We start from the raw sequence: 21,911 nt of genomic DNA on the forward strand, positions 1-21,911 counted from the left end.
CTCGCAGAACCGGTGCTCCTGGGCTTTCTTGTGCTCGGCCTCGGCTCGTTCGGGGTCGAACCGGATGATCGCTTCGGTGATGAGTCGGTCGAGCTGCGCCCAGCTCACGTCGGCGACGGCGGCGAGTTGCCGGTCGACGAACGCCGCGGCGTCCTGCGTGAGGGGGCGGGTTTGGTCGGCGATGCGGTGGGCCTTGTACGGCGGGATCCGGCCCGCGATGACTGAGGCGTAGACCGACGGGAGTCGCCAGGCGCACTCGATGATGCGTCCGACGTGCATCCGACCCCCGTCAGGGGTGCGACCGAGGACAGCGATGAGCTCCATCAGCTCGAACTCCGACACGAGTGGGGCGCCGGGGCCGGCGATCGGAACACCCGTGTCGACCACGCCCGCGAGGACAGTGGCGGCGCCTTCAACGGTCTCCACGACGTTCTGGTCCGCCCATGCGACGATGGCGACCCATTCGCGGATCTCGGAGGCCAGACGGGCCTTGGATTCGGCGCTGAGCTCGGTCAACAGCTCACCGACCGAGCAGCCGTCGTAGCGGCCGATCAGTGCGGTGGAAGCGGTCCCGAGATCCATACCCATATTGGATCACGACCCGTGGTCGAGGAGGTCGCGCAGCGACCGTCTCGAGACCAGGTGAGTCGATGCCGGAACCTGTCCACGGGCAGTGGGTGCACCGTGGCAAGAGGTCTCGAGACGGCCGCGGGCGGCCTCCTCGACCAACGGTGGGACCGGTGATCTCCTCGGAGGTCGAGGAGGTCGCGCAGCGACCGTCTCGAGACCCGGTGACCCGGTGCCGGAACCCAGGCGTGGGTAGGCGGGTGCACCGGAGCGAGTGGTCTCGAGACGGCCGCGGGCGGCCTCCTCGACCAACGGTGGCCGTCCGCCGTACTCCCTCGTTGCTGCCCCCCGGAACGCCACCACCGACCAACCGCAGTCCGGGGTCGGCGGCATCCCCGGTGGTCGAGGACGTCGCGCAGCGACCGTCTCGAGACCTGGCGAGCCGGTGCCGGAACCCGGACGTGGGGAGTTGGGTGCACCGGAGCGAGTGGTCTCGAGACGGCTGCGGGCGGCCTCCTCGACCAACGGCGGGACCGGTGACCACCCCGTTGGTCGAGGAGGTCGCGCACCGACCGTCTCGAGACCTGGTGATCCGGTGCTGGAACTCGTCCACGGGCAGGCGGGTGCATTGGAGCGGGTGGTCTCGAGACGGCCGCGGGCGGCCTCCTCGACCAACAGTGGCCGTCCGCCGTACTCCCTCGTCGGTGCCCTGACGGAACCAAGCCACCGACCCACGGCAGCGGGGTCAGTCTCCGCGCAGCGCCTCGGTGAGCGACGCCACGGCGTCGGGGGTCGGGGAGGCGGACTCGGCGTTGGTGTCGGCCAGCTCGGCGAGGAGCTCGGCCCGGTGGACGGCGACCGAGCGGGGGGCGTCGATGCCGATCCGTACGACGTCGCCCCGCACCTCGAGGACGGTGATCGTCACGGCGTCGGGCGAACCGGAACCGATGACGACGCTTTCGCCGACACGACGGGAGAGAACCAGCACGTCGGTGAGGTTACCGCTTCAGCGGTGCGGCGAGCGGGAGGGCTGCGTCATCGAGGACGACCTGGCACGCCCGGCGGGTGGCGGGGTTGACCACGAGGGGCGCACGGAGGTTGACCGTGGTCTCCGCGAGGGTCGCCCCGGCGCGGACCACCAGCAGCACGAGGACGTCGTCCGCGGCGGCCGGATCGATGCCGAGGTCGGCGACGACGTCGTCGCCGATCTCGGGAGCGAAGTCCGGGTAGAACGGCGCCGGGGGCACCACGACGAACTGCAGGCCGTCGCTGTCGAGGGAGCGGAAGCTGTGCAGCACGCCCTCCTCGTCCAGGCGCACGAGTGCGAAGCGCGCGTCGTCGGGGAACCCGGGCATCGGGTGGGCCAGCTCGATGACAGGGATGTCCATGCGGGTCATTGTCCCCGCTGCTGCGCTCGCCGTCATCGCAGGAAGTCGAGCAGGCTCGGTTGCATGACGCGGGACGTCGCCGCGAGGGCGGCCTGGTAGGCCACCTCCTGCAGCTTCAGCTCGACCGTGGTCTCGGCCAGGTCGGCGTTCTCGACGGTGCTGAGCTGGTTCTCGAGCGAGATGCGTGCGTCCGCGGCGGCCTGCTCGGCCTGCTCGAGTCGCTGGAACCTGGTGCCGGCGGCGGTCCGCGCTCCCGTCACCGTGTCGATGCGGGTGTTGAGCGTGCCGATGGCCGCACTGATGCCTGCCTGGTCCCCCGCCCGCAGTGCGGTCGAGAGGGCCGCGAGCTCGGCGAAGGCAGAGGTCGCGCCGTCGCCGAACACGTCCGGGCCGTCGACGTCGACCTTCACCACGACGCCGCCGGCGATGCGCCGGTTCACGTCGCCGATGGTGCCGACGTAGGTGCCCGTCGCGTCGTAGGCCTGGCTGCCTCCGGTGACACCACCGAACACGGGGCTGTCCAGGTAGCTCGTGTTGGCGCGGGCCAGGAGCTCCTGGCGCAGGCCGTCGACCTCGATCGCGAGCGCCTCGCGGGCCACAGGGCCTGCCGAGGAGGCGTTGGCTCCCTGGAGGGCCAGGTCGCGAGCACGCTTCACGGTGCTCGTCACCGAGTCCAGCGAGGCGTCGACCTGGGTCAGCCAGCCGAGACCGTCCTGGGCATTGCGGGAGTACTGCGTCTGGTCGGCCATGGAGGACCGGAGCCGCATCGCAGTCGTCGTGCCGGTCGGGTTGTCCGAGGGGCGGTTGATGATCCGGCCCGTCGAGAGCTGCTCCTGGACCCGGGCAAGGCGGCCGAGGCCACGCTGCAGCTGGTCGAGGGAGCCCTCGGTGAGCATCCGCTGGGTGACGCGTCCGATGGCCATCAGCGGCCCACCAGACCCGTGCGGTTGATGAGCGTGTCGAGCACCTCGTCGAGGGTGGTCATCAGCCGGGCTGCGGCTTCGTACGCGCGCTGGGCGGTCACCATGTTCACCGTCTCCTCGTCGAGGTTGACCCCGGCGTTCTGCTCCCAGGCGTCATCGAGTGCGCCGGTCAGGGCGCTCTGGTTGGCGGTCTGCCGCTGCAGGGCAGCGACCTGGGTGCCGAAGCCGTTGACCAGCCGCTGGTAGGCGTTGGCCGCATCGCCGGCGGTGCTGAGGGCGTCGGCGTTCGCACCGTCACGGGCGCCGCCGGTGACCGACGATGCCGCGACGAGCGCGGGGTCGGTGATCGCGACCGTGAGGCTGGCCGCACCGATGAGCGGGTCGTAGGAGAAGAACGTCCCGCCGGCGGTGCCGGAGGCGTCGTACCCGAGCGCGTGCTGGGTGTTGACGGCCGCGGCCATGTCGGCGGCGATCGTGTCGAGGCCGACGCGGTACGCCGGCAGGACGGTCGTGAGGACGTCGGTGACCGCACCGAGCTCGCCGCCCACGGGCGTGCCGAGCACGGTGCTGCCCCAGGTCGCGTCGATCCGGAACGAGATCGGCGAACCGTCGGCGTCGCCGGTCGGCGTGACACCCGAGGCGACCACGAACGCGCCGGCCTCGCGGCCCTGCACGAGCTGCTGCCCGCCGACGCTGACGTCGAACTGGCCGTCCGCGCGAACGGTGGTGACCGCGCCGGTGAGCTCGGCGAGACGCAGCGAGAGCTGGTCGCGCCGGTCCCGCAGGGCGCCCGCGTCGGTGCCGTTCTGCTCGGTCACCAGGATGCTGTGGTTGAGCTCGGCAACGCCCGCCGCGGCGGTGTTGACCTCGCTGACGACGTTGTTGAGGTGGACCCGCTGGTCGGCCTCCTCGCCGGTGATGTTGGCGACCTGGATGCGGAGTGCCTGGGCGAGCGTCTCGGCCCGACCGATGACCTGCTGGCGGGCGGCGTCGCCGCCGGGGTTGAGCGCGAGGTCCTGCCAGGCGTTGCGGAAGTCCAGGAGGGCCGCGTGCACGCCGGAGGTCCCGGGCTCGCCGATGCCCTCCTCGACGCGGGCCAGGATCGCCTGGGTGGACTGCAGGTAGGACAGTGAGGAGTGCTCGCGGCGCACCCGGGTGTCCAGGAGCGGGTCGACCATCCGGCGGACCTCGCCGACCGCGACGCCGTCGCCGTGGCCCTCGTAGCGCGACCACATGGCCGGGGCGGCCGTGCTGACCGACTCCCCCACGGCCCGGCGGCGCACGTAGCCGTCGGTGGTCGCGTTGGAGATGTTGCTGCCCGCGACGTCGAGCGCGACCTGCTGGTAGCGCAGCGCGGACAGGGCCGAGGTGATCGACCCGAACGACCCGGCCATCACAGGCTCCGGTCGACGAGGCGGGCGCCGCCCGCGTTGACGACGGCCTGACCGCCGGGGGTGTAGCTCGAGGTCGTCGTACCCCCGATGGCCAGGAGCGTCTCGCGCGCCGAGCGGTAGCCGGCGGTGATCAGGCCCTTGGCGTCCTCGGACGTCTCGGCGATGTCGCGCGCGAGCGTCAGCATCGCGTCGCGGTGGTCGAGCAGGATCGACTCCCACGGGTCGGCAGCCGCCTCGGCGAGCGCACCCAGCGACGGGTTCGGCGTCAGGCCGAGCCGTTCGGCGACCTCGTCGGCAGCCGTGGCGCGCAGCACCTCGGTCGCACGGAGGTCCGCGAGGACCTCCTCGATCTCGCGGGTCACGTTGACCAGCCACCGGGTACGGCCGCCGGTGAGCACCATCCGCTCGACCTCGAGCCGGTAGGCGAGCGTCTCGAGCAGTTCGCGCTCACGCCACAGGATCTGAGAGAGCCTGTCCATCTCCATCACGTCGCCGTCCCGACCTTTCGTCCGCCCCCGAGATGCGGGGTCCATTTCCAGTGGTTCTCCCATCGCCCGTTGTGAGGGTGACCTGAGCGGTATTCAGGGGTGTTGTGACCGAAGGGTCGACCGACGAGTGCCCATCGGGACCAGAGGCTGGCGGGACCTCGTCCCTAATTGCAGGACCGAGGGGCCCTAAAGCCGAGATTTCGTTGCGACACACCCCTCGCCTGCCCCAACGTCGGCCAGGTGAACGAGTACGAGGGCACCGTCGCCACCGAGACGGACGAGCTGATCACGACCCACATGCCACTGGTCGGGCACATCGTGCGCGAGACCATGGGCCGGGTCCCCTCGCACGTGAGTCGCGATGACCTCACCTCGGCCGGTCTCACCGCTCTCGTGCTGGCGTCGAGGGCGTTCGACCCCGAACGTGGGGTTCCCTTCGACCGGTACGCCGCGACCCGGATCCGCGGCGCACTGCTCGACGAGCTCCGTTCGGTCGACTGGGCGTCGCGGTCGGTACGACGCCGGGCACGCGACCTCGCCGAGACCAGGGCCCGGCTCGCCGGCGTCCTCGGCCGGACGCCGTCGGTCGCCGAGGTGGCCCAGGCCGCCGGGATGTCGCCCGACGAGGTCGCCGCCAACGACGACGACGTGTCCCGCGCCCAGGTGCTGTCCCTGCAGGGATCGACCACCACGCCCGTCGAGGAGCTGCTCCCCACCCGGGCACCCTCGCCGGAGCAGCTGGTGGAGCACGCCGAGCGACTGACCTACCTGCGCGAGGCGATCGAGGAGCTGCCCGAGCGGCTCCGGGTCGTCGTCGAGGACTACTTCTTCGCGGAGCGGCCGATGGCCGACATCGCCGCGGAGCTCGGCGTGACCGACTCCCGCATCTCGCAGATGCGGGCCGAGGCCCTCACCCTGCTGCGCGACGCCCTCAACCACGCACTCGAGCCCGGCCTGGTGCGCAGCGCCGGCAAGACGGGCGGGGTGGCCCAGCGTCGGCGCGAGTCCTACTTCGCCGCTGTCGCAGCGCGGCACGCGGACGGCGTACGCCGTGGTCCGGTCGTCACGCCACTCGACGCAGTCGGTTAGAGAAAACTCCTCAAGCCCGGGGCTGGCGAACCGATCACCACCCCGAAGGGCGACCAAGGATGGTCACCCGAAACAGAGAACGACCTGATTCCAGGAGGGAAATATCATGGGTCTTCGCATCAACCAGAACATCGAGGCAACGAACTCGTACCGCAACCTGTCGGTCACGCAGAACCAGCTCTCGAAGTCCATGGAGAAGCTGTCGTCCGGGTTCCGGATCAACCGGGCCGCCGACGACGCCGCCGGTCTGGCCATCTCCGAGGGCCTGCGCTCGCAGGTCGGTGGCCTCAAGGTCGCCGTCCGCAACGCACAGGACGGTGTCTCGGTCGCACAGACCGCTGAAGGCGCGCTGACCGAGGTCCACTCCATGCTGCAGCGCATGAACGACCTCTCGGTGCAGTACAACAACGGCACCCAGAACACCGACTCGCAGGCTGCCCTGCAGGCGGAGTTCGACGCCCTGAACACCGAGATCACCCGGATCAAGGACAACACCAAGTTCAACGGTGTCGACCTGTTCGCCGGCGCGGCGCTCACCTTCCAGGTCGGCTACGACAACGGCGACACGATCGACATCGCCGCGACCGCTCTCGCCGACTTCACGGCCGGTGCCGCGGTGGCCGCCATCGACATCACCGACAGCAACACCCTGCAGGCCGCGGTCACCGAGGTCTCCACGCAGCGTGCCGAGCTCGGTGCGGTCCAGAACCGGTTCGAGCACACGATCAACAACGTCAACGTTGCGATCGAGAACCTGTCGGCGTCCGAGTCGCGCATCCGCGACACGGACATGGCCCAGGAGATGATGAGCCTCACCCGCTCGCAGATCCTCTCGCAGGCCGGTACCGCCATGCTCGCCCAGGCCAACTCGGCCCCCAACGGCGTGCTGCAGCTGCTCCGCGGCTGATCTCGCACCAACCGCGTACCGGTGGGGCCACCGGCCCCACCGGTACGCGGCATTTCCCCCAGCTCCACCGCGCCCGCACTCCCCTCGCGCGCGCACCTCCCGAAGGGACGACCATGGCAGCGACCAGCAGCATCGGCGGGCTCGCCAGTGGACTCGAGACGGCGACGATCATCAGCCAGTTCATGGCCCTCGAGGCGGTGCCGCAGACCAAGCTCAAGACCCAGGTCACCACCGAGCAGGGCAAGATCACCGCGCTGCAGAAGGTGAACACCGCGCTGCAGGCGCTCGCGACCGCCGCAGGGTCGATGACGTCGTCGTCGACCGGCAGCTGGGCCAACCTGGTCGGCACGTCCAGCAACACCGGCGTGGGCGTCAAGGCGACCTCGTCGGCCGTCCCCGGGAACTTCACCGTCACCGTCGGCCAGACCGCGCTCACCCATCAGGTCGCGTTCACCGATGCGCACGCGAAGACCGACACCGTGACCGGTGCGACCACCAGCGTGCTGCTCAAGCGGGCCGGCGAGCCCGACGTCCAGATCGACACCGCCAACGGCACCCTCGAGGAGCTGGCCGCGGCGATCAACGCCGCCGACGCCGGCGTACGGGCGACCCTCGTCCGCACCGGATCCTCCGGCGGCACCGACCAGTACCGGATGCTCGTGGAGTCCTCCACGACCGGTGGCGCCCAGACCTTCGAGCTCACCGACTCCGCAGGAGCCGCCCTGCTGGGTGGTGCGAGCGTGCGGGCCGGGCGCGACGCCGTCATCGACATCGGCGGCATCACCGCCACCTCGACCACCAACACCTTCGCCGACGTCGTCCCCGGCGTCACCCTGACCCTCACCTCGGGCGCGACCGGCACCGCGGACGTCGCGGTGAGCCGTGACGCTGCCGCGCAGTCGTCGACGGTCAAGGGCTTCGTCGACCAGGTCAACGCGCTGCTCACCCAGCTCGGCTCCCTGACCGCGACGAGCAAGGACACCAAGGGCACGCTCGCCGGCGACAGCACGCTGCGGCGCGTCACCAACGCCCTGCAGGACGCGATCTACCCGACCGACGGCACCTCGATGGCGAAGTTCGGCATCCAGATCGACCGCTTCGGCAAGCTGACCTTCGACGCGGACAAGTTCGCGTCGTCCTACCAGGCCGACCCGGTCGAGGTCGCGGCCGCGTTCGCCGGCACCGACGGGTTCGCGGCGCGGATCAAGTCCGTCGCGGACAAGGCCAGCGACAAGTACGACGGCTCGGTCACCGCAGCGATCTCCACCCACAGCACGGCGATCACCCGCCTCAACGAGAACATCGCCCGATGGGACGACCGCCTCGAGCTGCGTCGCACCTCGCTGGAGCGGCAGTACACCGCGCTGGAGACCGCCCTGTCCCGGTTGCAGTCCCAGTCGTCCTGGCTCTCCAGCCAACTCGATTCCCTGAACGCGTCGACACAGTGAGGACCGTCTGATGTACGCCAACCCCACCGTGCGGAGCGCCCAGTCGGCGTACCGCGAGAACTCCGTTGCCACGGCCTCACCGGCCCGGCTCCTCGTGATGCTGGTGGAGCGCCTCGTGCTCGACGGCGAGCGGGCGCTCGCCGCCCAGCAGGCCGGCGACTGGAACGCGGCCCACCAGCACCTGCTCCACGCCCAGGACATCGTGGCCGAGCTCGAGTCGAGCCTGGACGCCGACCGGATGACCGGTGGACGCCAGCTCGCCGCGCTCTACCAGTTCCTGCGCAACACCCTCGTCCAGGCGAACGTGCGACGCAGCCCGGAGACGACCGAGCAGGCCCTCGGGCTCTCCCGCCAACTGTGCGACACGTGGCGCGAAGCCGCGATGGCGGCGGCTCTCCAGTGAACGCCGCCTTCTCGGGCCCGCCCGACCTCCCGCCGCGCCGACCCGTCACCTGGCGCGAAGCGCTCGACCGGCTCGAGGCCCATGCCGACCGTGCCGAGCAGATGATCCGCGGCCAGGTGCCGCCGGACGAGATGCCCTGGTTGCCGCCGTCCGACCTCGGACCCATCCCGGACGAGTTCGTGCCGCGCGCCCGCCACCTCCTGGAGCGCCAGCGCCAGCTGATGTCCGCCATTCCGGCGATGCTCTCGGACAACCACCACCAGCGCCGGGTGGCGGATCGGGTCGCCGACGCGACCATCGGGCCGGCACAGCCGGTCTACCTGGACGTCACTGCCTGACACCCGCATCGCCGTTGGTCGAGGAGGCCGCCCGCGGCCGTCTCGAGACCACCGGGCGGGTGCACCGGAGCCAGCAGTCTCGAGATGGTCGCTGCGCGACCTCCTCGACCAACGGGGCGGGAGGCACGTGGGCGGGCTCAGGCCGCGCGGGAACGCCGGATGGTGCGGGTGATCCGGTCGGCCAGGGCGTCGAGGGCGAGCACGTCGTCGGCGAGGCCCGCTCCGGCGACCGCACCGGGCATCCCCCACACGACCGAGCTCTCCTCGTCCTGCACGAGAACCGGCGCTCCGGCTGCTGCCAGCTCACGCGTCCCGGCGAGCCCGTCCTGGCCCATCCCGGTCAGCATCGTCACGAGCGCGCCGGCGCCGTACACCTCGAACGCGGAGCGGAAGAGGACGTCGACGGCGGGACGGCAGAAGTTCTCCTGCGGTCCCTGGTCGAGGAATGCGCGCACGCTGGCGCCGGAGCGACGGACCCGCAGGTGGTGGTCGCCGGGTGCGATGAGCACCTCGCCGGGGCGCACCTGGTCGCCGTCGGCGGCCTCGCGCACGGTGAGCGCGCTGAGCTTGTCGAGGCGTTGGGCCAGCATCGCGGTGAAGACCGGAGGCATGTGCTGGACGACGAGCACCGGAACACCCAGGTCGCCGGGCAGGCGCGGCAGAAGTCGCGCAAGGGCGTCGGGACCGCCGGTGGAACAGCCGATCAGCAGGGCGTCCACCCGGGTGGGTGCCGGCACCGGCCGGGTACGACGCACGATCGGTCCCCCGGCGCCCGGGGTGAGCTTGCGCATCCCCGCGAGCGCGCGGATCCGCGGCACCAGCTGGTCGCGCACGGCAGCGATGCCGTCCGCGATCTGCCCGGTGTTCGACGGCTTGGTCACGTAGTCGGACGCACCGCGCGAGAGCGCGTCGAGCGTCGCGGTCGCCCCGCGCTCGGTCAGCGTGGAGAACATGATCACCGGCAGGCGCGGGTGCTTGTCGCGGATCCGGGTGAGCGCGCCGAGCCCGTCCAGGACGGGCATCTCGATGTCGAGGGTGACGACGTCAGGTCGCAGCTGGTCGACCATGCGGACGGCCTCGAGGCCGTCGCGGGCCAGTCCCACGATCTCGATGTCGCTCGCCTGTCCGAGCGCGGTGGAGACAAGGCGTCGTACCAGGGCCGAGTCGTCGACGATGAGCACCTTGATCTGAGTCACGGAGCATCCATCGGCCGATTCTTCATGGGCATGAGCGCTCAGGAAGGTCCGCAGGACGCCGAACAAACTCCCATGACTGCCCCCTCCGCCTTCGCGTCCGTCTCGGCGCTCGTACGCCGCGAGACGTCGATGGTCTACGACGAGGGCAAGGAATACCTCGTCGAGGCGCGACTGAACCCGCTCGCCCAGGCCAAGGGCCTGGACCTCGAGCAGTACGTCGCCCGCCTGGCCTTCGACGCCGACGAGCGCCGCAAGGTCATCGACGCCCTGACCATCAACGAGACCAGCTGGTTCCGCGACCACTCGCCGTACCAGGCCTTCACCGACTCGATGCTGCCTCCACTGCTCGAGAGCCGGTCGATGACGCGCCGCCTGCGCATCTGGAGTGCTGCCTGCTCCAGCGGCCAGGAGGCCTACTCCATCGCCATGCTGCTCGACCAGCACCTGCCGGCCGGCTGGGAGTACGAGATCGTCGCGACCGACATCTCCACCCAGATGCTCGACCGGGTGCGGGCCGGGCGCTACAGCCAGGTCGAGGTCAACCGCGGCCTGCCGGCGACCAGCCTGGTGCGCTACTTCACCAGGGTCGGGCGCGAGTGGGAGATCGCCGAGCGCCTGCGCGAGCGCATCACCGTGCGGCACATGAACCTCGCCGCGCCGTACCCCGCGCTGGGTGCGTTCGACGTGATCTGGCTGCGCAACGTGCTGATCTACTTCGACGCCACGACCAAGGCCGACATCCTGCGCCGGATGCTGCCGATGCTCGCCGGTGACGGATTCCTGCTGCTCGGCTCGTCGGAGACCACCCTCGACATGCCACCCGACCTCACCGCCTCCTGGCGGCGAGACCAGATCGGACGGGTGCCGGCCTACCGGCGCGCGTCTGCCATGACCCTCTCCAGGACAGGAGCCTGATCGTGCGAGCCATGATCATCGACGACTCCCGGGCGATGCGCAGCATCCTGCGCCGCATCGTGTCCGGCCTCGACTTCGAGACCTCCGAGGCCGAGCACGGCCAGGACGCGCTCGACCAGATGAACGCCGGTGTCGTCCCCGACATCTGCCTGGTCGACTGGAACATGCCCGTGATGGACGGCTACACCTTCATCACCCGGGTCCGCGACAACCCCGACTGGCGCGACGTGACGCTGATGATGGTCACGACCGAGAGCGAGCAGCGCAACATCGTGCGTGCGCTCGCCGCGGGTGCCCACGAGTACGTCATCAAGCCGTTCACGCCCGACGCGATCGTCGACAAGCTCGCGCTCCTCGGCCTGCTGCAGCCGGACGCCGTCCTCGGGGGCGGGGTGCCCGCATGAACGTGCTGACCTTCTTCGACACCGACGCCGGCGCCGCCGAGGCCCCGAGCGTGGACGACGTCCAGGCCGTCACCGAGGACGTGTGGCTGTCCCTGCTCGGCGAGCAGGAGGTGCTGGTGCCCCGGCTCGTCCCGCCCGGCACGCCCTTCGACGCCCTCGGCGTGTGGTCGGCCGTCGCCAGCATCAGCGGCGGCTGGCAGGGCGTGGTCACCATCGAGCTGGCCGACTCCGTCGCCCGTCCCGTGACCGCCCACATGCTCGACATCCCCGCCGGCACCGATGCCACCGACAGCGACGTGGCCGACGCGGTCGGCGAGCTGGTCAACATGATCGGCGGCAACATCAAGAGCCTGATGCCGGGGCCGAGCGCACTCTCGCTCCCCTCGGTCGCAGCCGGCCGCGCCGTCTTCGCCAGCGACCTGGTCGAGGCCTGCCGCGTCGACATCTCCTGGCGCGGCGAGCCGGTCCGCGTCTGCATCCATGTCCCGCACTGACACCGACACCCCGACAGTCCCGACAGCCGTGAGGTCCCGATGAAGATCCTGATCGCCGACGACAGCCGCGTGATGCGCCAGATCGTCATCCGCACCCTTCGCCAGGCCGGCCACGGCGGGCACGACATCGTCGAGGCCGAGAACGGCCGCGAGGCGCTGGAGAAGGTCCAGACCGAGTCACCCGACCTGGTGCTGTCGGACTGGAACATGCCCGAGATGAACGGCATCGACTGCCTGGCCGCCCTGCGCGCCTCCGGGTCCACCGTGGCCTTCGGCTTCGTCACCTCGGAGGGCTCCGACGAGATGCGCCAGCGCGCGGAGTCGGCCGGAGCCGCCTTCCTCATCGCCAAGCCGTTCACCCCGGAGGCGTTCGACGACGCCCTCCGGACCGTTCTCTGACACCACCTGACCGTCCTCTGACACCGGGAGCCCCGTCGTGGTCATTCACCTGCCGCAGCCCAAGCAGCTGCGCGACCTGTTCGCCGACCTCCTGGGCCGCGAGGTCACCCTCGAGCCCGCGCCGCCGTTCGCCCCCGGCCCGGACACCCCTGCGTCGCTGGCGGTGTACGTCGACGACCACCTCAGGATCTGCGCGCTGATCGTGTGCGACCTGACCCTCTCCGCCCATGCCGGCGCAGCGATCGGCCTCGTGCCGATCGGAGGGTCCGAGGCCGCCATCGAGAACGGCAAGCTCACCGACGTACTCGCCGAGAACCTGTACGAGGTGCTCAACATCGCCGCGTCGCTGTTCAACGTGCCCGGCGCCGACCACCTGAAGCTGCACGCCCTGCACCCCGCAGGCCCCCCGCTGGACCCCGCCCTGCGGATCAGCACGATGACGCTCGGGCGCCGCGAGGACCTCCAGGTCTCGATCGCCGGCTACGGCTCGGGTGCGCTCTCCGTCGTCCTCGTGTAGGCCGACGCCCCGGCTCCGACCGAACGGCCGGGATAGTCGGGATCAAGTCCCAGCGGGCCCGGCTCAGGTACGCCGACCGGCGACCGATCGGGGTTCTTGAGCGACGGATTGCTCACCCCCGCCGATGGACCGGCACCGACTTGCATCGACCTCATCAGGAGATGTCGTGTCCTTCGCCGCATCCGACGCTGTCGGCTTCGTGCTGCACACAGCGATCACCGGGCTGTCCACGCGCCAGGAAGTCATCGCGGACAACATCGCGAACGTCGACACCCCGGGCTTCCGGGCCCGCAGCGTGGAGTTCGAGTCCACCCTGCAGCGGGCGATCGACCGGGGCCGGGCCACCACGTCCGGGCCGGGCGCGCTGGGCATCTCCGTCGCTGCGACGGACACCCCCGTCGGTGCCAACGACAACAACGTCGACCTCCGCAAGGAGTCCATCGCCGCGGTGCAGACCCAGTACCAGTACCAGATCATGGGCCGCGCGATCAGCGACCGGCACTCGCGTCTGTCCCTGATGAGCGGCGGGGCTGCGTGATGGGGGCCTTCGACACGCTGCGGATCGCGAACACCTCGCTCGGCGCCCACCAGGTCTGGCTGGACGCCCTCGCCGGCAACATCGCCAACGTCAACACGGTGCGGTCCACCGAGGGCGAGGCCTTCCGCGCGACGTACGTCGTCATGGACCCGCGCACCGACGGCGGTGTGGACGTGGCCGGCTTCGCCCAGTCCAGCGCCGAGGGGCGGATGGTCCACTCCCCCGGGCACCCGCTCGCCGACGAGGAGGGCTACGTCCGGATGCCCGACCTCGACATGTCCGCCCAGATGACCGAGCTGGTGATGGCGCAGCGCGGCTACCAGGCGTCCGTCCAGGTCACCAAGACCGCGCAGGACACCTACAGCGCGGCACTCCAGATCGGTGCCCGCTGATGGACATCGTGCCGATCCAGTTCCCCTCGATCCCCAACATCGGAGCGATCACCCCGGCGGCCGCACCGACCGCCCCCACCGGCCCCTCGGGCATCGGCGCGGTGGCCGACACCGAGTTCGGCTCGCTCGTGCTCGACGGCCTCGACCGGCTCGAGGGCCTGACCGACAAGGCCGACACGCTCGCCGTCCAGGCGGCGACCGGGAACCTCGACAACATCCACGACTACACGATCGCGGCCAGCGAGGCATCCGTCGCCAGCCAGCTGACCGTCGCCGTCCGCAACCGCGCGGTCGAGGCGTTCAACGAGATCATGCGGATGCAGGTCTGAGGGCTGAGTGATGGCACAGACAGTTCAGCAACGACTCACCGGCGCCCTCGGCCGGGGCCGCGACACCTTCAGCGCGTTCACCGCCGGCCAGAAGGCCGTCGCCCTCGTGGGGACGGCGGCCCTGCTCGTCGCCGTGTTCCTGGTGTTCCGCTGGGTCTCGGCGCCCAGCTATGCGCCGCTCTACTCCAACCTCAGCGGCGAGGACGCCAGCGCCGTGATCGAGGAGCTCGACTCCCAGGGCATCCCGTACGAGATCAGCGGCGGCGGCGGCACGATCATGGTGCCCCGCGCGGACGTCTACTCCAGCCGGATCGCCCTGTCGGGCAAGGGCCTGCCGGCCAGCTCGGACGGTGGCTACAACCTGCTCGACAACCAGAGCCTGTCGACCTCGGAGTCACAGGAGCGCACCAACTTCAAGCGGGCGATGGAGGGCGAGCTCAGCAAGACCATCGAGGCCATCGACGGCGTGGAGACCGCTGTCGTGCACCTCGCGATGCCGGAGAAGCAGGTCTTCAGCGACGAGCAGGACCCGGCCACCGCGTCGGTCCTGGTCGACACCTCCCCCGGCACCGACGTCGACGACGAGCAGGTGCAGGCGATCATCCACCTCGTCGCGTCCAGCATCGACGGCCTCGACCCGAAGAACGTGACCGTCACCGACTCCACCGGCACGCTGCTCACCGCGAACGGCTCGGCCTCCGGGTCCGGCGCGGCCTCGGCGCGCGCCAAGGAGGTCCAGGCCTTCCAGGACGCGATGCAGGCGAAGATCCAGGCCGACCTGGACAAGTGGGTCGGCGTGGGCAACTCGACGGTGACCGTCACCGCCGACCTCGACCTCGACAAGGCGACCATCAACAGCCGCACCTACGACGACGAGAAGAAGAGCCCCAAGCTCTCCGAGTCGAGGAACAGCGAGACGTACACCGGCCCCGCCGGAACCGGCACCGACGGAGCAGGCGGTGTCGTCGGCCCCGACGGCCAGATGGACCCCGGCGCCGCAGCCGGCAACGGCGACTCGAGCTACGCGAACACCAGCCAGACCAGCGACTACGGCGTCGACGAGAAGGTCGAGACGCGGGAGAGCGCACCCGGCACGGTGAAGCGGCTCAACCTCGGCATCGCCCTCGACGCGACGGCCGCCGCCAAGGTCCAGCCCGCGGTGATCGAGGACCAGATCGCCAGCGCCGTCGGCCTGCAGGCCGATCGGGGCGACACCATCGAGGTCTCCGTCCTCCCGTTCGACCAGAGCGCGAAGGACTCCGCCGCCAAGGAGCTCGCGGCCGCCGCCGCTGCTGCCGCGGCCGACCGCAAGAACACGCTCCTGCGCAACCTGAGCATCGGCGGCGGGATCATGCTGATGGTGCTCCTCGCCTGGTGGCAGGCACGCCGCCGGTCCCGGGCCCGCGAGGAGGCGACGTCGTACGTCGTCGAGCAGCTCCGCCTGGACGCGGCGAACCGCACGCCGGTGCTGGAGAGCCCCGCCCTCGCGGCACTCGAGTCCTCGGAGTCCGACGAGGAGGAGTCGATGCGTGACGAGCTCATCGCACTCGTCGACAACCAGCCCGACGACGTCGCCTCGCTGCTGCGCGGCTGGCTCGTGGAGCCGCGACCGTGACGACTCTCGCGATCGGCTCCGGCACCGTCGCCTCGCTCGGTGTGCGCAAGGCCGCCATCCTGCTCATCCAGCTCGGCAAGGAGCGCGCCGCCCAGGTCATGGCGCACCTGTCGGACGCCGAGGTCGAGAACATCTCGGCCGAGATCGCCCGCCTCGACGCCGTGTCGGCGAGCGAGACCAGCCAGGTGCTGACCGAGTTCCACGACCTCGCCACGGCCCACGCCCACGTGACCCAGGGCGGCTTCGGGTTCGCCCAGCAGCTCCTGGAGCAGTCGCTCGGTCCGGAGCGGGCGAAGGAGATCATGGAGCGGCTGCACGCAGCCGCCGTCCAGATGCCCTTCCAGTTCCTGCACCGCGCCGACCCCGCGCAGCTGCGCAGCTTCATCGCCGACGAGCACCCGCAGGTGATCGCGCTCGTGCTCGCCCACATGGCGGCGGACAAGGCATCCCTGCTGCTCAGTGGACTTCCTGCCCACCAGCAGGCGGTCGTGGCCCACCGGATCGCCGTGATGGACCGGACCTCGCCCGAGATCGTGCGCACCGTCGAGGCCATTCTCGAGCGCAAGCTCTCCTCGATGCTGCAGCCCGCCGAGGTCTCGCGGGTCGGTGGACTCGACCCCCTCGTCAACATCATCAACCGCTCCGACCGCCCGACCGAGCGCCAGATCGTCGAGGGCCTCGAAGGTCTCGACCCGGCCCTGGCCGACGAGGTCCGCAGCCGGATGTTCATGTTCGAGGACGTCGTCGGTCTCGACGACCGCTCGATCCAGCAGGTGCTGCGCCAGGTCGACACCGCGGACCTCGCCCTCGCCCTCAAGGGTGTCAGCGAAGCCGTCCGCTCGAAGATCACCGGCAACCTGTCCGAGCGTGCGGCCGAGAACCTCCTCGAGGAGGTCGAGCTGCTCGGTGCCGTCCGTCTGGCACAGGTCGAGGAGGCCCAGCAGGGCGTCATCCGGACCATCCGTCAGCTCGAGGAGCAGGGCCAGATCATGGTCCGGCGAGGAAACGACGATGAGTTCATTGTCTGAGGCCAGCGGCGTGCGAGCCAGCGAGCACGGCGCGTGGGCCGAAGAGATTGAGGGCGCGTCCGTCCGAGGAACGAGGACGGAACCGCGTGTCTCGAAATCTGAGGCCAGCGGCGTGCGAGCCAGCGAGCACGCCGTGCCGGAGCTGCGGGTCGGCAACTGGACCCGCCTGGGCGGTTCGGCCGTCCTCGGGGACCGGGTCACCGAGTCGATGCTGGACGTCCTGGCGGAGAAGGCACGTGAGGCCGCTCGCGCCCAGGGCTATGCCGTGGGCTGGGCGGAAGGGCGTCGTACCGCCGCCGGGGAGGCACTCCGCGAGGAGGCCGCCCGGGTCGACTCCCACGCCGCCGCAGAGTCTCGTCGCGCCGCGGAGCACCGCGCCGCGATCGATGCGCTGGGCCGGGCCGCCGAGCAGGTGAGGGGGTTGCTCGACGGCCTGGCCGCAGCGATCGAGGAGCAGGCGACCGACCTCGCCCTCGCCCTGACCGCCGAGATCCTCGGCGCCCGCGCTGCGACCGCGACCGCACCGGACGTCGTCGCCCGCGTGCTGCAGGTGCTGCCCGCTGCGCCGGTCGGCACGGTGCGGCTGCACCCCTCCGTCGCGGACGCCAGCTCCGTCCGCGATCTCGCCGACCGCGGCCTGACCGTCCTGCCCGACCCCACGTTGGGACGGGCCGACGCCCTGGTCGAGTCCCCCGACGGCTCGGTCACCGACCTGCGGGTCGACGAGGCCATGGCGCGCGTCCGGGGGGTCCTCGGATGAGTGTCGAGCTGTCGGCGCCCACGTTCGACGCCGTACGCCGTGAGCGTGCCCTCGTCGCCGCCGGACCCCTGCACCTCGGGACCGTGAGCGAGCTCGTCGGTCTGCACCTCGAGGTCCGCGGCCTCCCGGTCGCCGTCGGTGACCTGGTCGAGGTGCGCACCACCAGGGGTCCGCTCCTGGCCGAGGTCGTCGCGCTCCGCGCCGCCGGTGCGATCTGCCTCCCCGTCGGTGTCACCACCGGCGTCCGGGTCGGCGACCACGTCAGGTCCACCGGCGGTCCGCTGCGGATCCGGGTCGGCGACGCACTGCGCGGCCGCGTCCTGGACGGCCTCGGCCGCCCGATCGACGGTGGCCCCTCCCTCGATGCGCTGCCCGGCCTGGTCAGCGTCACCACCGACCACGAGACACCCGATCCCCTGTCCCGGCCGCGGATCACCGCACCGCTCGGTCTCGGTGTCCGTGCCCTCGACGCCCTCGTGCCCGCCGGTCGCGGTCAGCGGCTCGGCATCATGGCCGGCTCCGGTGTCGGCAAGTCCTCGCTCCTGTCGATGATCGCGCGGGGCACCGATGCGGCCATCAACGTCATCGCCCTCGTCGGCGAGCGCGGCCGTGAGGTGCGTGAGTTCATCGACGGCGACCTCGGACCCGAGGGCCTGGCCCGCTCGATCGTCGTCGTGGCGACGTCCGACGCACCGGCCGTCGAGCGGCTGCGGGCAGCGTTCACCGCCACCCGGATCGCGGAGTACTTCCGCGACTCCGGCTCCGACGTGCTGCTGATGATGGACTCGCTCACCCGGGTCGCCATGGCCCAGCGCGAGATCGGCCTGTCCGCCGGCGAACCGCCTGCCACCCGCGGCTACCCGCCCAGCGTCTTCGGTCTCCTGCCCCGCATCCTCGAACGGGCCGGCACCTCCTCGACCGGCTCGATCACCGGTCTCTACACCGTCCTCGTCGAGGGCGACGACCTCCAGGACCCGATCGGCGACACCGCCCGCTCGATCCTCGACGGCCACGTCGTGCTCACCCGCGACCTCGCCACCGCCGGCCACTTCCCCGCGGTCGACGTGCTCGAGTCGATCTCCCGCGTGCACCGCGCCGTCACCACCCCGGCCCAGCAGGCCGACGCCGCCCGGCTGCGGCGGATGCTGGCTGCGCACCGCTCGGTCAAGGAGCTCGTCGAGATCGGCGCGTACGTCGCCGGCGCCGACGAGCACGCGGACGCGGCCCTGGCACGGCTGCCCCGGATCGAGTCCTTCCTCCGCCAGTCGATGGACGAGATCACCCCGACCGACCAGACCTGGTCCCGCTTGTCCGAGCTGGTGTCGTCATGACCGGCCGCGTCCACCCCGACGACCGCGGACTCGCCGCCGTCGCCCGGGTCCGTTCCATCCGGGAGAGCGACAGCCGGATCGGCCTCCAGCTCGTCCTCGCCGAGGAGGCCGCCGTCATCGCTCGCCTCGACGAGCTGACCCGCACCATCGCCACGGCCACCGTGCCGGTCGAGACCACCCCCGCGGCCCTGCTCGCCCAGCACACCGCGCTGGCCAACGTCGGCGTGCTCGTCCAGGAGGCCCGTGCTGCCCGGGTGACCGCTGAGGTGATCAGCGCGGAGGCCCGCTCCCGGTGGGGCGCCGACCGCGCGCGGCTGGCCGCGGTCGAGCACCTCCTCGAGAACCGGGCGACCGGGCGTCGTACGGAAGCGGCGAAGCGGGAAGCCCGTGATGCCGACGACATCGCAGCCCAGCGCTGGGCGAGGAGCCACCGATGAGCATCGATCTCGTCACTGCCCGGATCGGCCAGATCCAGGCGCAGCTGGCCCAGTTCGCGTCCACGACCAACGCCACCACGGCGGTCACCGGCGCCGAGTTCTCCACCGAGCTCACCGCCGCGACCCCGGCCGACGCCAACGGCGTCAGCGGGCAGGACGTGGTCGACGAGGCCAAGAAGTACCTCGGCCTGCCCTACGTCTGGGGCGGGACGAGCATCGAGAAGGGCGTCGACTGCTCCGGCCTGGTGCAGTCCGTGTACAAGGCGCTCGGCTACGACCTGCCGCGGGTCTCGGCCGACCAGGCACGTTCCGGCACCCCCGTCGCGAGCATGGCCGACGCCCGGCCCGGCGACCTGATCGCGTGGGACAACTCCAGCCGCAACAACGGTGCGGACCACATCGCGATCTACATCGGCGACGGCAAGATGATCGAGGCACCGCGCACCGGCCTCGACGTCCGCATCGTCGACGTCCCGTCCACGCCCGACATGATCCGTCGGATCATCGACACCCCGGCGGCTGCCGCGACCGGCTCCACCGGTGGGGGCGGCGCCGCCGCGCGGGTCGGGACCGAGACGCCGTACGCCGACCTGATCAACACCGCCGCCGCCCGCACCGGCGTGCCCGGAGAGCTGCTCGCCGCCGTGGCGCGGCAGGAGTCGGGCTTCGACCCGCGGGCCGTGAGCCCCGCAGGTGCGCAGGGCCTGATGCAGCTGATGCCCGGCACCGCGCGCAGCCTCGGCGTCGAGAACTCCTTCGATCCCGCCCAGGCGATCGACGGCGCCTCGCGGCTGCTGGCCTCGCTCATGGACCGGTTCGGAACGGCCGAGCTGGCCCTGGCGGCGTACAACGCCGGCCCCGGGGCGGTCACCCGCTACGGCGGCATCCCGCCCTACCCCGAGACCCAGAACTACGTCCGCAACGTGATGGCGATGGTGAGGAACTGATGAGCATCGCACCCTTCCTGCCGGGTCTCCCGGCTCCCCTCCCCGGCGCCGGTACGACGCCCGGCGCGCCGCCCGAGGAGGGCCAGTCCGCCTTCGGCGACGCTCTCGCGGCGGCTCTCGCGGGAGCGGCTCTCGTGCCCGCCGAGTTGTCGGTTGTGCCCGCCGAGTTGTCGGTTGCTCCCGCCGAGTTGGGGGTTTCGGCCGACCAGCCGTCTGCTCCAGTGGGGTCACCGGACCGGACGCTGACGCCCCACCCGCTCACGGCGGCCGGCCTGACCACGGGTCAGCCACCCGCCGAGGCGGCTCCCGGCCTGCCGGGCGCGATCCCACCGGTGATCGCGGTGAGCCAGGCGACCGGTCGGCCGGTCACGGCGGCCGACGGCGCCGACATACCGACCGCGCACGACGGCGCGAAGTCGGCAGGGAGGACCGAGTCCCCTGCGGTCCCGGCCGTCGGTACGACCGGCTCGGGGGCGCCAACCGACAACTCGGCGAGCACAACCGACAACTCAACGGGCGACAACCCCCAACTCGGCGGGCACACCACCAGCTCGAGCGTGGGGATCACCAGCCCGCGCGTGGAGACCAGCAGCTCGCCGGTGGAGCGGGCCGTCGTGCAGCAGGTCTTCCCCGAGGTGACCAAGGTCGTGACCACGGCCGGCAACGGCACGCACCGGATCACGCTGACCCTGCAGCCCGAACAGCTCGGCGAGGTGCGGGTGACCCTGGTGGTCCGCGACGGGTCCGTGCACGTGAAGCTCGCCGGCGGGGAGGGTGGCGACAGTGCCGCCGTCCACCGCGCGCTGGCCAGCGGGGCTCCGGAGCTCCAGCGGCTGCTCGAGCGCACCGGCGCCGAGGCGCGGATCAGTGTGCGTGATGCCTTCGGCCAGCTGACCAGCACCGCACCGACGACCGCGACCGCGCCGGGTGCCCCGAGCACCCCGTCCGGCCAGTCCGGCCAGTCCGGCCAGTCCGGCACCGGCGCCCAGATGCAGGAGGGGCGCAGCGACCAGGCGTCGCGCGACCAGCCCCGGGACCAGCGCGACCCGCGCGGCGACCGGGCCCGGCGACACGAGCCGATCCGGCCCGTCGTCCACGAACCCGTCACCGACACCGGTCGTCTCGACCGGACCGTCTGACCCCCGAAGCACCACCGAAGCACCACCGAAGCACGACGAGCAGAGGAGCAGGAGCATGTCGATCGGCCCCACCGAGGGCGTCACCTACGGCGTGACCTCGGGCGCCCAGAGCACGGCGACAACGACCGGTTTCGGGGACCAGCAGGTCTTCCTGGAGCTGATGGTCGCGCAGATGCGCTACCAGGACCCGCTCAACCCCACTGACTCCTCGGAGTTCATGGCGCAGACCGCACAGTTCACGGCCCTGGAGAAGATGCAGGCCGTCGCCGACCAGACGGCGATGCTGCTCAGCGCCCAGCTGTCCTTCGGCGCCAGCTCGATGATCGGCCAGACCGTGCGGTGGTACGACGACGCCGGGGCCGAGCAGAGCGGCACCGTGCAGGGCACGACCTACCTCTCGACCGGCCCGGTGCTCAGCGTCGACGGGCACGAGGTGCCGATCACCGACGTCATCAGCGTCGGCAGCGCACCCACCATCACTCCCCCGCCGCCGTCCGGCAGCACCGGCACCACCACCGCCTGACC

The 21,911-nt window shown here is 71.3% G+C and carries 27 protein-coding genes and 1 pseudogene; 21 read left to right on the plus strand and 7 right to left on the minus strand.

The window, feature by feature from the left end; translation table 11 throughout:
* The 6 genes and pseudogenes from ASE01_RS00005 to flgN form a co-directional block, all read right to left on the minus strand.
* A pseudogene (locus tag ASE01_RS00005) lies at positions 1-582 on the minus strand (hypothetical protein); the annotation flags it as partial.
* A gap of 730 nt (positions 583-1,312) precedes the next feature.
* Positions 1,313-1,555: a carbon storage regulator CsrA gene (gene csrA / locus ASE01_RS25515; protein WP_056747527.1), complete on the minus strand. Its 243-nt coding sequence runs from the start codon at positions 1,553-1,555 to the stop codon at positions 1,313-1,315.
* A gap of 10 nt (positions 1,556-1,565) precedes the next feature.
* Entirely contained in the window at positions 1,566-1,955 is a 390-nt protein-coding gene (fliW, locus tag ASE01_RS00015) for a flagellar assembly protein FliW (protein ID WP_235535810.1), read from the minus strand.
* A gap of 32 nt (positions 1,956-1,987) precedes the next feature.
* On the minus strand, positions 1,988-2,878 hold the full coding sequence (gene flgL, locus ASE01_RS00020; protein WP_056747531.1) for a flagellar hook-associated protein FlgL: 891 nt from the start codon (positions 2,876-2,878) through the stop codon (positions 1,988-1,990).
* On the minus strand, positions 2,878-4,272 hold the full coding sequence (gene flgK / locus ASE01_RS00025; protein WP_056747533.1) for a flagellar hook-associated protein FlgK: 1,395 nt from the start codon (positions 4,270-4,272) through the stop codon (positions 2,878-2,880). The genes flgL and flgK overlap by 1 nt, the downstream gene beginning before the upstream one ends.
* Entirely contained in the window at positions 4,272-4,751 is a 480-nt protein-coding gene (gene flgN, locus ASE01_RS00030; RefSeq protein ID WP_056748540.1) for a flagellar export chaperone FlgN, read from the minus strand. The genes flgK and flgN overlap by 1 nt, the downstream gene beginning before the upstream one ends.
* 249 nt (positions 4,752-5,000) lie before the next feature.
* Here flgN and ASE01_RS00035 point away from each other — a divergent pair, with 249 nt between their 5' ends.
* The 5 genes from ASE01_RS00035 (at position 5,001) to ASE01_RS00055 (ending at position 8,945) form a co-directional block, all read left to right on the plus strand.
* Positions 5,001-5,849, plus strand: coding sequence for a sigma-70 family RNA polymerase sigma factor (locus ASE01_RS00035; protein ID WP_082605670.1), 849 nt, complete (start codon positions 5,001-5,003; stop codon positions 5,847-5,849).
* Between the two features lie 106 nt (positions 5,850-5,955).
* The gene (locus ASE01_RS00040) at positions 5,956-6,756 is read left to right on the plus strand and encodes a flagellin (RefSeq protein ID WP_056747536.1); all 801 of its coding nucleotides are present in this window, start codon (positions 5,956-5,958) and stop codon (positions 6,754-6,756) included.
* Between the two features lie 113 nt (positions 6,757-6,869).
* On the plus strand, positions 6,870-8,204 hold the full coding sequence (gene fliD, locus ASE01_RS00045; protein ID WP_056747538.1) for a flagellar filament capping protein FliD: 1,335 nt from the start codon (positions 6,870-6,872) through the stop codon (positions 8,202-8,204).
* A 10-nt stretch (positions 8,205-8,214) separates the two neighbouring features.
* On the plus strand, positions 8,215-8,607 hold the full coding sequence (gene fliS / locus ASE01_RS00050) for a flagellar export chaperone FliS (RefSeq protein WP_056747540.1): 393 nt from the start codon (positions 8,215-8,217) through the stop codon (positions 8,605-8,607).
* Entirely contained in the window at positions 8,604-8,945 is a 342-nt protein-coding gene (locus tag ASE01_RS00055) for a hypothetical protein (RefSeq protein ID WP_056747542.1), read from the plus strand. The genes fliS and ASE01_RS00055 overlap by 4 nt, the downstream gene beginning before the upstream one ends.
* A gap of 137 nt (positions 8,946-9,082) precedes the next feature.
* On the opposite strand, the gene ASE01_RS00060 is transcribed toward ASE01_RS00055, so the two are convergent.
* Positions 9,083-10,141 (minus strand): protein-glutamate methylesterase/protein-glutamine glutaminase, encoded by a 1,059-nt coding sequence (locus tag ASE01_RS00060; RefSeq protein ID WP_235535811.1) that lies wholly within the window; start codon positions 10,139-10,141, stop codon positions 9,083-9,085.
* A 72-nt stretch (positions 10,142-10,213) separates the two neighbouring features.
* On the opposite strand from ASE01_RS00060, the gene ASE01_RS00065 reads away from it, so the two are divergent.
* The 16 genes from ASE01_RS00065 (at position 10,214) to ASE01_RS00140 (ending at position 21,909) form a co-directional block, all read left to right on the plus strand.
* Entirely contained in the window at positions 10,214-11,056 is an 843-nt protein-coding gene (locus ASE01_RS00065) for a CheR family methyltransferase (RefSeq protein WP_056747545.1), read from the plus strand.
* 11 nt (positions 11,057-11,067) lie between these two features.
* A complete protein-coding gene (locus tag ASE01_RS00070) occupies positions 11,068-11,460 on the plus strand; it encodes a response regulator (RefSeq protein WP_200958733.1) in 393 nt (130 codons plus the stop codon).
* Positions 11,457-11,954: a chemotaxis protein CheX gene (locus ASE01_RS00075; RefSeq protein WP_056747549.1), complete on the plus strand. Its 498-nt coding sequence runs from the start codon at positions 11,457-11,459 to the stop codon at positions 11,952-11,954. The genes ASE01_RS00070 and ASE01_RS00075 overlap by 4 nt, the downstream gene beginning before the upstream one ends.
* A 39-nt stretch (positions 11,955-11,993) precedes the next feature.
* A complete protein-coding gene (locus tag ASE01_RS00080; protein WP_056747553.1) occupies positions 11,994-12,353 on the plus strand; it encodes a response regulator in 360 nt (119 codons plus the stop codon).
* 37 nt (positions 12,354-12,390) lie between these two features.
* A complete protein-coding gene (locus ASE01_RS00085; protein WP_056747554.1) occupies positions 12,391-12,870 on the plus strand; it encodes a hypothetical protein in 480 nt (159 codons plus the stop codon).
* Positions 12,871-13,036: 166 nt separating this feature from the next.
* Entirely contained in the window at positions 13,037-13,408 is a 372-nt protein-coding gene (gene flgB / locus ASE01_RS00090) for a flagellar basal body rod protein FlgB (RefSeq protein ID WP_056747561.1), read from the plus strand.
* On the plus strand, positions 13,408-13,800 hold the full coding sequence (locus tag ASE01_RS24885) for a flagellar basal body rod protein FlgC (RefSeq protein ID WP_056747563.1): 393 nt from the start codon (positions 13,408-13,410) through the stop codon (positions 13,798-13,800). Before flgB ends, ASE01_RS24885 begins: the two co-directional genes overlap by 1 nt.
* Positions 13,800-14,129 (plus strand): flagellar hook-basal body complex protein FliE, encoded by a 330-nt coding sequence (locus tag ASE01_RS00100; protein ID WP_056747566.1) that lies wholly within the window; start codon positions 13,800-13,802, stop codon positions 14,127-14,129. The genes ASE01_RS24885 and ASE01_RS00100 overlap by 1 nt, the downstream gene beginning before the upstream one ends.
* A gap of 10 nt (positions 14,130-14,139) precedes the next feature.
* The gene (gene fliF, locus ASE01_RS00105; protein ID WP_056747567.1) at positions 14,140-15,744 is read left to right on the plus strand and encodes a flagellar basal-body MS-ring/collar protein FliF; all 1,605 of its coding nucleotides are present in this window, start codon (positions 14,140-14,142) and stop codon (positions 15,742-15,744) included.
* Positions 15,741-16,772, plus strand: a complete 1,032-nt coding sequence (gene fliG, locus ASE01_RS00110; RefSeq protein WP_056747570.1) for a flagellar motor switch protein FliG — start codon at positions 15,741-15,743, stop codon at positions 16,770-16,772. Before fliF ends, fliG begins: the two co-directional genes overlap by 4 nt.
* 112 nt (positions 16,773-16,884) lie before the next feature.
* Positions 16,885-17,532, plus strand: a complete 648-nt coding sequence (locus ASE01_RS00115) for a FliH/SctL family protein (protein WP_056747572.1) — start codon at positions 16,885-16,887, stop codon at positions 17,530-17,532.
* Positions 17,529-18,863, plus strand: coding sequence for a FliI/YscN family ATPase (locus tag ASE01_RS00120; protein ID WP_056747574.1), 1,335 nt, complete (start codon positions 17,529-17,531; stop codon positions 18,861-18,863). Before ASE01_RS00115 ends, ASE01_RS00120 begins: the two co-directional genes overlap by 4 nt.
* On the plus strand, positions 18,860-19,300 hold the full coding sequence (locus ASE01_RS00125; RefSeq protein ID WP_056747576.1) for a flagellar FliJ family protein: 441 nt from the start codon (positions 18,860-18,862) through the stop codon (positions 19,298-19,300). Before ASE01_RS00120 ends, ASE01_RS00125 begins: the two co-directional genes overlap by 4 nt.
* On the plus strand, positions 19,297-20,247 hold the full coding sequence (locus ASE01_RS25475; protein ID WP_056747578.1) for a transglycosylase SLT domain-containing protein: 951 nt from the start codon (positions 19,297-19,299) through the stop codon (positions 20,245-20,247). The genes ASE01_RS00125 and ASE01_RS25475 overlap by 4 nt, the downstream gene beginning before the upstream one ends.
* Positions 20,247-21,386, plus strand: coding sequence for a flagellar hook-length control protein FliK (locus tag ASE01_RS00135; protein WP_056747580.1), 1,140 nt, complete (start codon positions 20,247-20,249; stop codon positions 21,384-21,386). The genes ASE01_RS25475 and ASE01_RS00135 overlap by 1 nt, the downstream gene beginning before the upstream one ends.
* 55 nt (positions 21,387-21,441) lie before the next feature.
* Entirely contained in the window at positions 21,442-21,909 is a 468-nt protein-coding gene (locus ASE01_RS00140) for a flagellar hook assembly protein FlgD (protein ID WP_056747582.1), read from the plus strand.
* Positions 21,910-21,911 lie beyond the last annotated feature (2 nt).

It is taken from the genome of Nocardioides sp. Root190, assembly GCF_001428565.1.
Taxonomy (GTDB): Bacteria; Actinomycetota; Actinomycetes; order Propionibacteriales; family Nocardioidaceae; genus Nocardioides.

What these genes read in the sequence shown, in the direction of transcription:
- ASE01_RS00135 (WP_056747580.1), top strand. Translation starts at nt 20,247, where the DNA reads ATGAGCATCGCACCCTTCCTGCCGGGTCTCCCGGCTCCCCTCCCCGGC.
- ASE01_RS24885 (WP_056747563.1), top strand. Translation starts at nt 13,408, where the DNA reads ATGGGGGCCTTCGACACGCTGCGGATCGCGAACACCTCGCTCGGCGCC.
- flgK (WP_056747533.1), bottom strand. Translation starts at nt 4,272, where the DNA reads ATGGCCGGGTCGTTCGGGTCGATCACCTCGGCCCTGTCCGCGCTGCGC.
- ASE01_RS00070 (WP_200958733.1), top strand. Translation starts at nt 11,068, where the DNA reads ATGATCATCGACGACTCCCGGGCGATGCGCAGCATCCTGCGCCGCATC.
- ASE01_RS00040 (WP_056747536.1), top strand. Translation starts at nt 5,956, where the DNA reads ATGGGTCTTCGCATCAACCAGAACATCGAGGCAACGAACTCGTACCGC.
- ASE01_RS00065 (WP_056747545.1), top strand. Translation starts at nt 10,214, where the DNA reads ATGACTGCCCCCTCCGCCTTCGCGTCCGTCTCGGCGCTCGTACGCCGC.
- fliW (WP_235535810.1), bottom strand. Translation starts at nt 1,955, where the DNA reads ATGGACATCCCTGTCATCGAGCTGGCCCACCCGATGCCCGGGTTCCCC.
- fliF (WP_056747567.1), top strand. Translation starts at nt 14,140, where the DNA reads ATGGCACAGACAGTTCAGCAACGACTCACCGGCGCCCTCGGCCGGGGC.
- ASE01_RS00080 (WP_056747553.1), top strand. Translation starts at nt 11,994, where the DNA reads ATGAAGATCCTGATCGCCGACGACAGCCGCGTGATGCGCCAGATCGTC.
- ASE01_RS00120 (WP_056747574.1), top strand. Translation starts at nt 17,529, where the DNA reads ATGAGTGTCGAGCTGTCGGCGCCCACGTTCGACGCCGTACGCCGTGAG.
- ASE01_RS25475 (WP_056747578.1), top strand. Translation starts at nt 19,297, where the DNA reads ATGAGCATCGATCTCGTCACTGCCCGGATCGGCCAGATCCAGGCGCAG.
- ASE01_RS00125 (WP_056747576.1), top strand. Translation starts at nt 18,860, where the DNA reads ATGACCGGCCGCGTCCACCCCGACGACCGCGGACTCGCCGCCGTCGCC.
- ASE01_RS00100 (WP_056747566.1), top strand. Translation starts at nt 13,800, where the DNA reads ATGGACATCGTGCCGATCCAGTTCCCCTCGATCCCCAACATCGGAGCG.
- fliD (WP_056747538.1), top strand. Translation starts at nt 6,870, where the DNA reads ATGGCAGCGACCAGCAGCATCGGCGGGCTCGCCAGTGGACTCGAGACG.
- flgN (WP_056748540.1), bottom strand. Translation starts at nt 4,751, where the DNA reads ATGGACAGGCTCTCTCAGATCCTGTGGCGTGAGCGCGAACTGCTCGAG.
- ASE01_RS00075 (WP_056747549.1), top strand. Translation starts at nt 11,457, where the DNA reads ATGAACGTGCTGACCTTCTTCGACACCGACGCCGGCGCCGCCGAGGCC.
- fliS (WP_056747540.1), top strand. Translation starts at nt 8,215, where the DNA reads ATGTACGCCAACCCCACCGTGCGGAGCGCCCAGTCGGCGTACCGCGAG.
- ASE01_RS00140 (WP_056747582.1), top strand. Translation starts at nt 21,442, where the DNA reads ATGTCGATCGGCCCCACCGAGGGCGTCACCTACGGCGTGACCTCGGGC.
- flgL (WP_056747531.1), bottom strand. Translation starts at nt 2,878, where the DNA reads ATGGCCATCGGACGCGTCACCCAGCGGATGCTCACCGAGGGCTCCCTC.